This is a genomic window from Streptomyces sp. NPDC006332 (assembly GCF_040612855.1).
Taxonomy (GTDB): domain Bacteria; phylum Actinomycetota; class Actinomycetes; order Streptomycetales; family Streptomycetaceae; genus Streptomyces.
Genome location: NZ_JBEXRA010000016.1, coordinates 63,771 through 77,821 on the forward strand (window position 1 = coordinate 63,771; position 14,051 = coordinate 77,821).

At 70.1% G+C, this 14,051-nt stretch carries 11 protein-coding genes; 5 read left to right on the forward strand and 6 right to left on the reverse strand.

Features of this window, described 5'->3' with window-relative positions:
* Positions 1-615: 615 nt before the first annotated feature.
* From typA to ABZ027_RS16965, 4 genes are all read right to left on the reverse strand, one after another.
* Positions 616-2,523, reverse strand: coding sequence for a translational GTPase TypA (gene typA, locus ABZ027_RS16950; RefSeq protein WP_356768893.1), 1,908 nt, complete (start codon positions 2,521-2,523; stop codon positions 616-618).
* Positions 2,524-2,847: 324 nt separating this feature from the next.
* Complete coding sequence (locus ABZ027_RS16955) at positions 2,848-3,153, reverse strand: helix-turn-helix transcriptional regulator (RefSeq protein WP_356768895.1); 306 nt, start codon at positions 3,151-3,153, stop codon at positions 2,848-2,850.
* The gene (locus tag ABZ027_RS16960; protein ID WP_356768897.1) at positions 3,150-3,500 is read right to left on the reverse strand and encodes a type II toxin-antitoxin system RelE/ParE family toxin; all 351 of its coding nucleotides are present in this window, start codon (positions 3,498-3,500) and stop codon (positions 3,150-3,152) included. Before ABZ027_RS16960 ends, ABZ027_RS16955 begins: the two co-directional genes overlap by 4 nt.
* A gap of 127 nt (positions 3,501-3,627) precedes the next feature.
* The gene (locus tag ABZ027_RS16965) at positions 3,628-5,892 is read right to left on the reverse strand and encodes an ABC transporter family substrate-binding protein (RefSeq protein WP_356768899.1); all 2,265 of its coding nucleotides are present in this window, start codon (positions 5,890-5,892) and stop codon (positions 3,628-3,630) included.
* A 289-nt stretch (positions 5,893-6,181) separates the two neighbouring features.
* Between ABZ027_RS16965 and ABZ027_RS16970 the strand changes: the two genes are divergently transcribed.
* The 4 genes from ABZ027_RS16970 to ABZ027_RS16985 all read left to right on the forward strand — a co-directional run bounded on the left by ABZ027_RS16970 (position 6,182) and on the right by ABZ027_RS16985 (position 10,114).
* Positions 6,182-6,472: a hypothetical protein gene (locus ABZ027_RS16970; RefSeq protein ID WP_356768901.1), complete on the forward strand. Its 291-nt coding sequence runs from the start codon at positions 6,182-6,184 to the stop codon at positions 6,470-6,472.
* A gap of 68 nt (positions 6,473-6,540) precedes the next feature.
* Positions 6,541-7,380, forward strand: coding sequence for a hypothetical protein (locus tag ABZ027_RS16975; RefSeq protein WP_356768903.1), 840 nt, complete (start codon positions 6,541-6,543; stop codon positions 7,378-7,380).
* 17 nt (positions 7,381-7,397) lie between these two features.
* A complete protein-coding gene (locus ABZ027_RS16980) occupies positions 7,398-9,341 on the forward strand; it encodes a fumarate reductase/succinate dehydrogenase flavoprotein subunit (RefSeq protein ID WP_356768905.1) in 1,944 nt (647 codons plus the stop codon).
* A complete protein-coding gene (locus ABZ027_RS16985) occupies positions 9,338-10,114 on the forward strand; it encodes a succinate dehydrogenase/fumarate reductase iron-sulfur subunit (protein WP_356768907.1) in 777 nt (258 codons plus the stop codon). Before ABZ027_RS16980 ends, ABZ027_RS16985 begins: the two co-directional genes overlap by 4 nt.
* Positions 10,115-10,162: 48 nt before the next feature.
* Here the strand turns inward: ABZ027_RS16985 and ABZ027_RS16990 are convergent, their stop codons facing one another.
* Positions 10,163-11,116 carry a class I SAM-dependent methyltransferase gene (locus ABZ027_RS16990; protein WP_356768909.1) on the reverse strand — a complete coding sequence of 318 codons (954 nt, stop codon included), beginning with the start codon at positions 11,114-11,116 and terminating at the stop codon, positions 10,163-10,165.
* Between the two features lie 112 nt (positions 11,117-11,228).
* Positions 11,229-12,365: a glycosyl hydrolase family 18 protein gene (locus ABZ027_RS16995; protein WP_356768911.1), complete on the reverse strand. Its 1,137-nt coding sequence runs from the start codon at positions 12,363-12,365 to the stop codon at positions 11,229-11,231.
* 203 nt (positions 12,366-12,568) lie between these two features.
* Here ABZ027_RS16995 and ABZ027_RS17000 point away from each other — a divergent pair, with 203 nt between their 5' ends.
* Positions 12,569-14,047: a hypothetical protein gene (locus ABZ027_RS17000; protein WP_356768913.1), complete on the forward strand. Its 1,479-nt coding sequence runs from the start codon at positions 12,569-12,571 to the stop codon at positions 14,045-14,047.
* Positions 14,048-14,051: the final 4 nt, after the last annotated feature.

Genomic DNA, 14,051 nt, shown 5'->3' on the forward strand with positions numbered 1-14,051 from the left:
GCCGGTGCCAGAAAAAGTCAGATGCCCCCGCGCTCGTGAGTCGGCGCAGTGTGCAGCGCGTGACCCGTTGATCCGAGCTCTACGCGCCTAACTATCTGCCATGCGCCATGACCGAACCACATCCCTAAGGTCTCGGTTCGATCACACCTGCCACCTACTTCTTCCAAAATCCGGACAAACGGTTTGCCGAAAGATCCCTGCGAAACGGACTTGTTACACATCTATCGGGGGCAGGTGTCCGTATTCCGGACGTGCGGCAGCGAAAAATGAGTTGCGTCTACCGAGGTGGCCGTGCCGGCTTCCCCTCCGGGTGCCCCGCGAACCGGGGCGCGAACGGGACGCTGTGTGACGCACTGTCAACACGCCGCCGTGCCAGAGTAGTTCCGCGTCGTCCCGTACGGGAGAGCACGCGTGCCGACGACGGCACAGCGCGTCCAGAGGCTCATGCCCCGCGGACGGCGGACGGGTCACTCCATATCAGCAGAGTAGTGGGGACGGCCTGCCCATGAGGTCCTCCCTGTGCAAATCGAGGGTTTTCCCTATGGGCCCCCGGGACGAGGCCGGGCACCCCCGCTGTGAAGCGAGGGTGCCCGGCGGGGTCGTGCAGACCGTGCGTCAGCCGTGCTTGGCACGGCTCGCGGAGCGACCACGCTCCTTCTGGTCGAGGACGACCTTGCGGATACGAACGGCCTCCGGGGTCACCTCGACGCACTCGTCGTCGCGGCAGAACTCCAGGGACTGCTCCAGGGAGAGCTTGCGCGGCGGGACGATCGCCTCGAACGAGTCGGCGGCGGCCGAGCGCATGTTGGTGAGCTTCTTCTCCTTGGTGATGTTCACGTCCATGTCGTCGGCGCGGGAGTTCTCGCCGACGATCATGCCCTCGTACACCTCGGTGCCGGGCTCGGTGAACAGCACACCGCGCTCCTGGAGGTTCGTCATGGCGAAGGCGGTGACTGCACCGGCCCGGTCGGCGACCAGCGAACCGTTGTTACGGGTCGTCAGGGTGCCGAACCACGGCTCGTGGCCCTCGTGGATGGAGTGGGCGATGCCCGTGCCGCGGGTACCGGTGAGGAACTCGGTCCGGAACCCGATGAGGCCGCGGGAGGGAACGACGAACTCCAGGCGGACCCAGCCCGAGCCGTGGTTCGACATGTTGTCCATCCGGCCCTTGCGGACGCCCATGAGCTGTGTGACCGCGCCCATGTGCTCCTCGGGCACGTCGATCGTCATGCGCTCGACCGGCTCGTACGTCTTGCCGTCGACCTGCTGGGTGACCACCTGGGGCTTGCCGATGGTCAGCTCGAAGCCCTCGCGGCGCATCTGCTCGACCAGGATGGCGAGCGCCAGCTCACCACGGCCCTGGACCTCCCACGCGTCCGGACGCTCGGTGTCGAGCACCCGGAGCGAGACGTTACCGATCAGCTCGCGGTCCAGACGGTCCTTGACCTGACGGGCGGTGACCTTGCGGTCCTTGACCGCGGCCTTCGCGGAGGCGCCCTTGCCGGTGCCGCCGCGGCCGACCAGCGGCGAGGTGTTGGTACCGATCGTCATCGAGATCGCGGGCTCGTCGACCGTGATCAGCGGGAGCGGGATCGGGTTCTCGGGGTCGGCGAGGGTCTCGCCGATCATGATGTCCGGGATACCGGCGACGGCGCAGATGTCACCGGGGCCGGCCTTCTCGGCGGGCTTGCGGGTGAGCGCCTCGGTCATCAGCAGCTCGGTGATGCGCACGTTGGACATCGTGCCGTCGCGCTTGATCCAGGTGACGGTCTGGCCCTTGCGCAGCTCGCCCTGCTCGACGCGGAGCAGCGCGATACGGCCGAGGAAGTTGTCGGCGTCCAGGTTCGTGACGTGCGCCTGGAGCGGGGCGGCCTCGTCGTACTCCGGAGCCGGGACGTGCGACAGGATCGTGGAGAAGAACGGCTCCAGGCTGTCGCTGTCGGCCGGGACGGTGCCGTCCTCCGGCTTGGTCAGCGAGGCCACGCCGTCACGCGCACAGGCGTAGACGATGGGGAACTCGATCTGGTCCTCGTCGGCGTCCAGGTCGAGGAAGAGGTCGTAGGTCTCGTTGACGACCTCGTCGATGCGCGAGTCCGCGCGGTCCGTCTTGTTGATGCACAGGATGACGGGCAGGCGCTGCTGGAGCGCCTTGCGCAGCACGAAACGGGTCTGCGGCAGCGGGCCCTCGGACGCGTCGACGAGCAGGACCACCGCGTCGACCATCGACAGACCACGCTCGACCTCGCCGCCGAAGTCGGCGTGGCCGGGGGTGTCGATGATGTTGATGGTGATGACGTCGCCGCCATCCTTCGGGTGGTACTTGACGGCCGTGTTCTTGGCCAGGATCGTGATGCCCTTCTCACGCTCCAGGTCGTTCGAGTCCATCATGCGGTCGTCGAGCGATTCGGCGGCGTGCGCGGCGAAGGCACCGGCCTGCTTCAGCATGGCGTCGACGAGGGTCGTCTTGCCGTGGTCGACGTGGGCGACGATGGCGACGTTGCGGATGTCGTGGCGCGTGGCCATATTGCGGCGTACTCCCGGAATTGAGGATGGCCCTGCTGCGTACACCTGTGTTACGCGGGCCCTGCCGGGCGGAACATGCCACGGCCTCACCCCATGGTACGGGCCCGCGGCCACTGAGAGCGGCCGGGCCGTTTCGATGCGTCGGGGATCACGTCGCCGCCTTCGCCGCGAGGGATCCGTCGGGGCATGTTTCGCGGGCGGCGGCGCGCGCTGCCTCGCCCTCCGGGGGACTCGTGCAGGACATGAAGCCCGAGCCGGTTCCTTCCCAGGTCAGCACATGCCCTGTCGTCGGCTTCACGCTCCCGCAGGGGTTCTGGGAGCGGTTCAGGCGCTCTTGGCCTGGAGTGCCAGCTCCACTCTCAGCTCGAGTCCCAGGGCTCGGGCGAGGCGGTCGAGGACGGGGATCGTCGGTACGGTGCCGCCGGCCTCGAGGCGCGCCACGGCCGACTGGGTCATGCCGGCCCGGCGGCCGAGTTCACGCTGCGACAGCGAGAGGTCCAGCCGCCGCCCGCGCACGGCCTCACCGAGGGCGAAGCGCAGGTGGGCGGCCGCGTACTCCTCCTCGATCTCGGGAGTCAGGGGCCGGGCCCGACGGGCCTCGGCAAGGCTGGTTCGACCGGTCTCCGTCACAGCTCCTCCTCGTCCGCGGTGTGACCTTCGGCCTGACACCGCTTCATGGCTTGGCGCGCCCGCTCCACCTCGGCGAACTCACGCATCCGCGTCTTGGCGAACACGGTGAGCATGATGATGCGGCGCCCCGTCGCGGTCCAGTACGTGATCCGTACTCGTTCGGCGCCGCAGTAGAACCGCAGTTCCCTGAGTTTGCCGTCGAGCTGGCGCGTGTACGGCTCACCGAGATGGACTCCCCGCTGCTCCAACAGGTCAAGGTGCATGAGCGCCTGCGCCCAGCGTTTGTCGTCCAGTCCGGCCAGCCACTCCGCGACCTCCGGCTCCAGTTCGACGGTACCCCATGTCATAGCATCAACGCTATGACCGCAGGTGGTCAGCGCGCAGCTGACCGATCCTGTGTTCACCCGATCGTGCGGCCGGCCGCCGCCCCACGTCATCGCGGGGCGGCGGCCGGCCTTCGTGAACCTGCGGGCCCTACTTCTTCGACGGGCTCGCCGCCCCCTTCGCCCCCTTCGCCAGGAACCCCATGTCCTCGTAGACCGGGGTCTGGAAGCCGAAGGCGCCGGCGTTGGCGACGGTCTTGCGGGCGGCCGTCAGTTGGGGGCGCTGGTAGAGGGGGATGGAGCCGGCGGCCGCCCAGATGCGGGAGTCCGCCTTGCGGATCAGGCCCCGGCTCTCGTCCTCGTCCAGCGTGCCGACGGCCTGGTCGAAGAGCTGGTCGACCTGGTCGGTGCCGACGCGAGTGTAGTTCTGCTCGACGTTCAGGGAGCCGTCGGCGGCCGGGACCGGCTTGGCGAAGATGGGGCGTGCGTCGGTGGCGGGGAAGGCGGACGCGGGCCAGGAGTAGAGGGCGAGGTCGTACTGGCCGGACGCGATGTGGTCCTTGAAGTAGCTCTCGTCCGTGACCTTGGAGATCTCGGTGCGGATGCCGACCTCCTCCAGCATGTCGGTGATGCGGTCGGCGACCGTGCGCAGGACCTCCGAGCCGGGTCCCGTGGGGAGGACGAAGCGGAGGGTGAGCGGCTTGCCGTCCTTGGCGAGGGGTCGGCCCGCGGCGTCCGCGGGGGCGGCGGTGCCCTTGGGGGCGTAGGCGCCGGGCGCGCCGCCCTGCTCCGGCTTGTCGGCGTACTGCTTGCCGTCCTGGTGCGGCGAGCCTTCCCCGCCCCGGTCGTTCCGCTGGTGGTCCTTCTCCCGGTCCGCCTCGCCCCGAGTCCGGTCGTCCGCGCTGTGGCCCCCGTCGGACTCGTTGCCCTCTTCGACGACGTACGTGCCGCCGTCCGCGCCCTTCGTCCCCTTCTCGGTCTTCTCGGTCTTCTCGCTCTTCTCGGTGTTGCCGGAGTTTCCGGAGTTACCAGTGTTGTCGGAGGTGTCGCTCGACTTCTTCTCCGACTTGTCCGACTTCTCGGCCTTCTCTCCCGCGTGTCCCTCCGCCCCGGCCGCCTTGTCGCCCTTCTTCTTCTCCTCGATCGGGCCGCCGGGCACCCACCCGGCGTCCGCGAGCAGCGCCTGCGCCCGCTCCTTGTCCTGGCCGCCGAGCGCGCCGCTGTTGTCGGCGTACGCGGCCTGCCCGGCGAGCGCGAGGTGGCTGCCGACGGGTACCGCGGGCAGACCGAGCGGCTTGAGGACGGCCTTCGCGATGTCCGTCCGGTCGAGGGCGCGGGCCACTGCCCGGCGGACCCGCTCGTCGGCGAGCGGACCACCGGCACCGTTGAGGGCGAGCTGGGTGTAGGCGGGCTCCAGGGACTTGCGGACCTCGTAGCCCTTCAGGGCCTTCTGCTGCCGCTGGTACTTCACGCTCGGCTCGCTCCGGGCGTTGCCGCCCGGCCCCTGGAGCGGAGCGGCCGTGCTCTTGCCCAGGGCGCGGGCGGCGAGGGTGATGCGTCCGGCCTCGGCGGGGTCGATGTCGGCCAGGTCGAGTCTTCCGTCGGCCAGTGCGGCGGCCCGCTCGGAGCGCGGTACGGCCGACAGCACGATCTCGGACAGCTTGGCGCGGTTCCCCCACCACCGTGCGTTACGGGTGAGGGTGACCTCGCCCTCCTTGCGGTTCACGCTCTTGAGGTCGAACGGACCGGCGGTGACCTTCAGCTTCCGCCGGGCCCCGTCGTTGAAGGAGTCCGGGGTGCCCATGACGTCCTTCGGGTACAGCGGCGAGAACAGCGACTGCCAGTCGGCGTAGGTCCGCGCGAAGGTGACCTTGACCTCCAGGTCGTTCGCCCCGCGTTCGATCTTCTCGATGCGGTCGTAGCCGGCGTTGCGGGCGGTCCAGTACGCGGAGTCCTTGCCGGACAGGGCACGCCACTGGGCGGCGAAGTCGGCGGCGCCGATCTCCCGTCCGTCGCTCCAGACGGCCTGCTGGTTGAGCTTGTAGACCACGACCTGCTTCGGCTCGGTGTCGACGACCTTCGCGGACTCCAGGAAGTCGGCGTCCCGCTGCGGCCGGCCGTTGACGTCCATCCGGTACATCGACGGCAGCACGGCCTGCGCGACCCGGGTGGTGGCCGCGTCCGCGTCCGACTGGTACGTGTTCAGCGTCTCCGGTACGGCGTCCACCGCCCAGCGCAGGGTGCCCCCCTCGGCGATCTGGGCGCGGGCGGCCGGCGCGATGTCCTGGCCTGCGAGGGGTTTGCCCGCCGGGTCCTCGGAGCTGCAGCCGGTGAGCACGGAGACCGCGAGGGCGCCCGCGGTGAGGAAGGCGGCCGAGCGCATCACCGCGCGCAGACCGACGCCGTCGTGGGACATCTCTGTGTACCTCCGGGAGCCGCGGGCGTTATGATCACTTTTGCCGGGATATATGGATCTGATCACATGTATGCGGCTACTGAAGAGGAAAGGGTTCAGCAACGGAGAGCGACACGGCGACGACAACCGGGAAACCCACCCGGGCGGCGCAGCGCACCACGGGATGCACCCGTACGCCTCGGCCAATCGGTGCACGTCCCTTCCCACCGACCGGTGTGACGCGCAACACTCGCAGGCGCATGAACGTTGCCGCTCAGGGCACACCCGCCCACGGAAGTGAGGTCACGTCATGTCCGTGAACGACGAACTGACGTCAGTCCAGCGCAGCCTCGACGAGCTGTCCCGGTCCGTGAAACGCCTGGAACAGCAGCTCGGCAGCGGCGGTCTGGAGATGCGCCGCGTCCGGGCCGACGCGGACCGCCTGCGCGAGAGTGTCGCGCTGCTGCGGGACGCCTCCCCCGGGCCGGCCAAAAACCGGCGCCCGGAACTCGTCCCGATGTCCGACGCCCCCTACGACAACAGCCTGTGGACGGACACGGACGACGAGGGACTCGGCGCCCGCGACCGCCGCGCCCCCTGAGACCTGTCCCGCCCGCAGGCAAGAACAGACCTCGACCGTCCGACTCCCGACCCGACCGGAGTCCTGAATTGGCCACTGGCACGGAACCCCCGGTAACCGAAGGCTCCCCCCGCCCAGGCGGCGGCGTACGCACCGGTACGCGCGCCTCGATCGACGCCCCGCACCTGCGTACCGACCGCTGGTGGCTGGCGCCTGCCATCACGGCCGCGGGTCTGCTCGCGTTCATCGCGTACTCGACCTGGCGGGCGTTCGCGAACGCCGACTACTACGCGGCGCCGTATGTCTCGCCCTTCTACTCCCCCTGTCTGGCGGAGAACTGCGAAACGATGCGGCACGGCCCCAACGCCGACCTCTTCGGCAGCTGGTGGGGCATCTCCCCCGCGATCCTCATCCTGATCTTCCCGCTCGGCTTCCGCCTGACCTGCTACTACTACCGCAAGGCCTACTACCGGGGTTTCTGGGCGTCCCCGCCGGCCTGCGCGGTGGCCGAGCCGCACAAGAAGTACACCGGCGAGACCCGCTTCCCGCTGGTGCTGCAGAACATCCACCGGTACTTCTTCTACGCCGCGATCATCGTCGCCGGGATCCTGACCTACGACACCGTGCTCTCTTTCCGCGACGAGCACTACGCGTGGGGCCACATGGGCCTCGGCACCCTGGTCTTCCTGGCCAACATCGCGCTGATCTGGGCGTACACCATCTCCTGCCACTCCTGCCGGCACATCGTCGGCGGCAAGCTCAAGCACTTCTCCAAACATCCGGTGCGCTACAAGGCGTGGCAGGTCGTGGGGAAGCTGAACGCCCGCCACATGCAGCTGGCGTGGGCGTCCCTGGTGAGTGTGGCACTCGCCGACTTCTACGTGTACCTGGTCGCGTCCGGCGTCTTCGACGATCCGCGCTTCTTCTAGATGGGTGAGGACTTCTGATGTCCGTGGTCGACCGGCAGGAGTGGGACGTCGTCGTGGTCGGCGCCGGCGGCGCGGGACTGCGCGCCGCCATCGAGGCACGTGAGCGGGGCGCCCGTACCGCCGTGATCTGCAAGTCACTGTTCGGCAAGGCGCACACGGTGATGGCCGAGGGCGGCATCGCGGCGGCGATGGGCAACGTCAACTCCGGTGACAACTGGCAGGTCCACTTCCGCGACACCATGCGCGGCGGCAAGTTCCTCAACCAGTGGCGGATGGCCGAGCTGCACGCGCAGGAGGCGCCGCAGCGGGTGTGGGAGCTGGAGACCTGGGGCGCGCTCTTCGACCGTACGAAGGACGGGCGGATCTCCCAGCGCAACTTCGGCGGCCACGAGTACCCGCGCCTCGCGCACGTCGGGGACCGGACCGGCCTGGAACTGATCCGCACCCTCCAGCAGAAGATCGTCGCCCTCCAGCAGGAGGACTACCGGGAGACCGGGGACTACGAGTCCCGGCTGAAGGTGTTCCAAGAGTGCACGGTCACCCGGGTCCTGAAAGAGGGCTCGAACGTGAGCGGCGTCTTCGGCTACGAGCGCGAGACGGGCCGTTTCTTCGTCCTGGAAGCCCCGGCCGTGGTGATCGCGACCGGCGGCATCGGCAAGTCCTTCAAGGTCACGTCGAACTCGTGGGAGTACACGGGGGACGGCCACGCGCTGGCGCTGCTCGCGGGGGCGCCCCTGCTGAACATGGAGTTCGTGCAGTTCCACCCGACGGGCATGGTCTGGCCGCCGTCGGTGAAGGGCATCCTCGTCACCGAGTCGGTGCGCGGCGACGGCGGGGTGCTGCGGAACTCCGAGGGCAAGCGGTTCATGTTCGACTACATCCCCGACGTGTTCAAGGAGAAGTACGCCCAGTCGGAGGAGGAGGGCGACCGCTGGTACGAGGACCCGGACCACAACCGGCGCCCACCGGAGCTGCTGCCCCGCGACGAGGTGGCCCGCGCGATCAACTCCGAGGTGAAGGCGGGCCGCGGCTCCCCGCACGGCGGAGTGTTCCTGGACGTGTCGACGCGGATGCCCGCCGAAGTGATCCGGCGCCGGCTGCCGTCCATGTACCACCAGTTCAAGGAGCTGGCGGACGTCGACATCACGGCGGAGCCGATGGAGGTCGGGCCCACCTGTCACTACGTGATGGGCGGTATCGCGGTCGACTCCGACACGGCCGCCGCGCGCGGGGTGCCGGGGCTGTTCGCGGCCGGTGAGGTGGCCGGCGGTATGCACGGCTCGAACCGGCTCGGCGGCAACTCGCTGTCCGACCTGCTGGTGTTCGGTCGGCGGGCGGGTCTGCACGCGGCCGAGTACGCGGCCGGGCGGGGCCCGGAGCGCCCGCCCGTGGACGAGACCCAGATCGACACGGCCGCGGCCGAGGCCCTGCGCCCCTTCTCCGCCGAGGGACCCGCACAGGGCGAGGAGGCCGGACGGCCACCGGAGAACCCGTACACCCTTCACCAGGAACTCCAGCAGACCATGAACGACCTGGTGGGGATCATCCGCCGCGAGGAGGAGATGGAGCAGGCGCTGGAGAAACTGGGGGAGCTGCGGGTACGGGCCCGCCGGGCCGGTGTCGAGGGCCACCGGCAGTTCAACCCCGGCTGGCACCTCGCCCTGGACCTGCGCAACATGCTGCTGGTCAGCGAGTGCGTGGCCCGGGCCGCGCTGGAGCGCACCGAGTCGCGCGGCGGCCACACCCGCGAGGACCACCCGACGATGGACCGCGCCTGGCGTCGCCTCAACCTGTTGTGCCGGCTCACGGATCCGACCGGCGGGCTCGCGGCCACCGACCCGGTGCACGGCCAGATCGACCTCACCCGGGAGACCACCGAACCCGTCCGCGCCGACCTGCTCGCCCTCTTCGACAAGGAGGAGCTGGTCAAGTACCTCGCCGAAGAGGAGCTGTACGAATGAGCGGCTACGACGCCCACTTCAAGGTGTGGCGGGGGGATATCGAGGGCGGCGGCCTGGAGGACTTCGAGGTCGCGGTGAACGAGGGCGAGGTCATCCTCGACATCATCCACCGCCTCCAGGCCACCCAGGCCCCCGATCTCGCCGTCCGCTGGAACTGCAAGGCGGGCAAGTGCGGTTCGTGTTCCGCCGAGATCAACGGGCGGCCCCGTCTGATGTGCATGACCCGGATGTCGGTGTTCACCCCGGAGGAGACGATCACCGTCACTCCCCTGCGGGCCTTCCCCGTCGTCCGGGATCTGGTCACGGACGTCGGCTTCAACTACACGAAGGCACGCGAGGTCCCGTCCTTCGCGCCGCCCGCCGGACTCGCTCCCGGCGAGTACCGGATGATGCAGGAGGACGTGGACCGCTCCCAGGAGTTCCGCAAGTGCATCGAGTGCTTCCTGTGCCAGGACACCTGCCATGTGGTCCGTGACCACGAGGAGAACAAGCCGGCGTTCGCGGGCCCCCGTTTCCTGATGCGGGTCGCGGAACTGGACATGCACCCCCTGGACGCGGCCGCCGAGTCCGGCCTGGACCGCAAGCGCACCGCGCAGGAGGAGCACGGACTCGGCTACTGCAACATCACCAAGTGCTGCACGGAGGTCTGCCCCGAGGGCATCAAGATCACGGACAACGCGCTGATCCCGCTGAAGGAGCGGGCCGTCGACCGCAAGTACGACCCGCTCGTCTGGCTCGGGAACAAGATCCGCCGCAGGCCCTCGTCAAGCTGAGGGGTCCTCGTCAGGCTGAGGGGCCCTCGTCAGGCTGAGGGGCCCTCGTCAGGCTGAGGCCCGCAGATACCCCGAGTGGGCCACCTGGCCGAGGAAGGTGAACCGGGTGTCGGTGGTCATGTGCTTCTCGAAGGCCTCCTTGATACCCGGCCACTTGGGGTGTCCGAAGTCGTCCAGGACGACGATGCCGCCGGGCGCGACGATCTGCTCGGCCCACTCCAGGTCCGCCGCGACCCCGGCCGCGGAGTGGTCGCCGTCCACGATGATCACGCCGTAGGTGCGGTCGGAGACCAGGACACGCACCGCGGGGTCCTCGGAGAAGCCCTGCTGGATCCGGGTCGCGGCACCGGCCGCGCCCGCCAGCGCCAGGTTGACGCGCACCGCGGCTCCGTTCACCGGGGTGCCGGAGGCGTCGTCGCCGATGCTGGTGCCGGGCTGCAACTGCGTGCCCGCGAGCGGGTCCACGATCGTCAGCTTCGGCTCACGCCCGGCCCGCTCCATCATCCGGATCAGGGACGCGCCGAACATTCCGTACAGGGTGCCGATCTCCAGCATGTCGTCGTTCGGCGGGTCGAGCAGCGGTACGGCCGACAGCTTGCCGACGATGTTCATGGTGCCGCCGGCGATCCGGCCGACCCCGAGCGCCTCCATCGCGATGAGCAGCCTGAACGCCTGGGCGACGTTGCGCTCGGCGCCGTCCTTGTCCCCGGTGACCTGCGCCAGCTCGGCGATCGTGCGGTCGAGATGGGGCGCGGACGGCAGCCGGGACGCGCCGCGGCCGGTGCCGTCGAAGAACAGCTCCAGGGGGCGCTGCCGACTGCGCAGCTTCTTGAGTTCCTCCCGCAGCGCGGCGTCCGGTGGACTTCCGGCGGCCGCGGTGCTCCCGGCCGCCGGGGTGTTCCCGACGGCACGGCGGACATGGCGCTCGATGCGCTGATCGATGAGGTCGGCCACCGGGCGCAGAGCACGCCGGGCGGCCTTGCTGGTGAGAAACGCTCGCATCCGTGGACGGTAGGGCGCCCACAGTCCGCCCACAACTAACGGAAGGATCCGCGCGGGCGAAGCACACATGACGTCTGGGCCACGGGAGGTTTACACCGCCCGCGCACCCCCCCTACCCCCGCACCCAGTCGTCCCGGTACGCCGCCCAGTCCTGCTCCTCCGCGGCGAAGTCCACGTACAGCGCGACGCCGAAGTTGGCGCGGTCCGCGTCCGTGCGGGACAGGCCGAGGCGGACGCCACGGACCGCGCCCGGGACGGTCTCCGCGTGATTCCAGTGACCGAACCGGTTCTCGTGGTAGAAGGGCAGGCCCATGAGCAGGTCGGTGGAGTCCGGGGTGACCTCCAGGGCCAGCGAGGTCTGCTGGGCGACGTAGCCGCCGTAGGTGCTCTCCAGCGGCTGCATCGTGTCGTACGACATCACCGCGATCTGGTCGACCCGGCGCGCGACCTGCCCGAAGAAGTTCTGCGACCACCACTTGGGGTGCCCGGCGACCGTGCCCCAGAAGGAGTGGAAGCCGGGGACCGGGTCGATCTGGTGGGCGGCGACGGACAGCTGGGCGTTGTGGGCGCGGGTGACGCGGCGCAGGGAGTCGAGGAGGGTGAGGTAGTCGCCGTCGTCCGAGTGCAGCGGCTCCAGGTCGAAGTGGACGCCGTCGAAACCGGCGGTCAGGATCTGGCGGGTGGAGGCGACCACGGCCGCCCTGGTCGCCGGGCGCTCCAGTCGCATGCCGTCCGGGCTCTCGGTCGCGAGGACGTCACCGAGCCAGGCCTGGACACGGATGCCCGGCGCCGCCCGGTGCATGGCGTCGACGAACCAGCGTGCCTTGGGATACAGCGACGTCGGCAGCGTGCCGTCGTGCTCCAGAGGACCCGAGTGGACGTACAGGTCCCGGATGCCGGTGCTCTCCAGATCGCGGGCCAGCGCGGTGACGTCGGCGTCCTTCTTCCGCCCGTCGACCCAGGCGTGACCCAGCCAGATCGCGTCCTTGTTCCTGGTGTACGTCCCGTCGGCGGGGTCACCGGTGTAGTTCACGCGGAGGGCGATCTCGGCGCCGAGCAGCGGCAGGAGAAGCGCCAGCACGAGACCGAGGGCGGTACGACGGGCCCAGCGGACCCAGGGTCTGCGCCGTCTCTCCGGCTCGGGCCGCTTCTCGGGCTCGGGCCGCTCCTCGGCTTCTGTCCCTGTCCCTGTCCCTGTCCCTGTCCCCCCAGAACCTTCCGAAGAACTTTCCGATGAACCTTCCAGCATGCGTTCCCTCTCCCCTCGGCCGTCTCGGCGTACCCCACCCACCCCACCTCGGGTCGCGCTCCCGTATTCCTCCCCATACGCTCCGAAATGTGACGTCATCGTTCCGGGGCCGCCCACGGTGCGCCCGTTCCCACATATCCGCGCGGGTGGCCTATGCCGTGGTGGGCGGTGCGGTCGGCGTCGGGTGGCTGGTGTTGCCAGCCATGACGATCAACACGGACGGTCCGGTTGCGATCAGTGCCGACGCTCCGGCGGTCGCCGCCGCGCCCGAGGACGAGGAGAGCTCGGCCGTGGACCTGGTCGTGCCGCTGGTGGCGGCGGGCGCGGTGGGCGCGGTGGCCGGGTACGCGTACGTACGACGGACCCGACGGGCCCGCACCCGTACGACGCCCGGCGGCAACGGTGACCGCGGCGGCGCCCACATCGCGTTCCCCGCCCCGTCGCCCCTCACCGATCTGGACCAGCAGCCCCGGGCCATGCTCACCGAGGCCGACGACTGGGTCCGCACCAGCCGCGCGGAACTCGGTTTCGCCGAGGCGAGGTTCGGGTCCGAGGCCGTCGCCCCCTTCGCGCGGGCCGTGCGGGACGCGGAGGCCGAACTGTCCGCCGCTTTCCGGATACGCGGGCGGTACGACGACGGTGTCCCGGCGGACGAGGCCTCGCGGCGGCATGTGCTCGCGGGGATCATGGGCCGCTGCCAGGAGGCCGGGCGGCTGCTGGACGCGGAGGCGGCCGGGTTCGACCGACTCCGCGCGCTGGAAGGGGAGTTGGAAGAGGCCCTGACGGTCGCGGAGACCCGGTTCCGGGAACTCGCGGCACGCACCGGGACCACGGAGGCCGCCCTCAGGGATCTCGCCGAGCGGTACCCGCCCTCCGCGACCGCCCCGGTCACCGGGTACGTCGAACAGGCCAAGGACCGCCTGGTGTTCGCCACCACTCGCCTCAACCAGGCCCGTCAGGCGTCCGACTGGACCGACCCCGGGCCCGCGGCCCACCATCTGCGGGCCGCCGAGGGCGCCGTGGCTCAGGCCGACGTCCTGCTCACCGCCGTGGACCGACTCGCCGCCGAACTCGGCACGGCGACCGCCCTGCTACCGGCGGCGCTGACTGGAGCGGAGGCAGAGCTGTCAGGGATACGGGGACAAGCAACCGGCGTGGGCGCACCGGTGGGCGCGCTGTCCGCACAGCTCCGTCATGCCGACACCGTTCTGGCCCTCGTACGGAACCATGCCACTGGTGGGCCGTACGACCCCCTCGACGCCCTGCGGCAGATCGTGGAGGCGACCGAGCCGCTCACGTCGGGACGGACCACCGGGGTGCTGTCGGTGGCCGGGCTGCTGGTTGCCCGGAGTGCGACCGGACTGGCGGACGGCTTCATCGAGACGCACCGGGGTGCCGTGGGCAGCGGGGCCCGGCTCCGGCTCGCGGAGGCCCGCCGGGCACTCACCGTCGACCCGCCCGATCCCCTCACGGCCGACACTCTGGCCCGGGAGTCCCGCGAACTCGCCGAGCGGGACGTACGCCTGCACGGCAATCCGGTCGCCGGAGCACCGGAGCACATGAGCCGAGTCAGCGGGGCCGTCCTCGGCGGGATCCTGCTCACCGGCGCTCCCGGCGGCGACCCGCCCCCGAGCTTCGGCGGCCCACGCACCCGAGCGCGCCGCGCCTCCCCTTCACCGTAGAAAG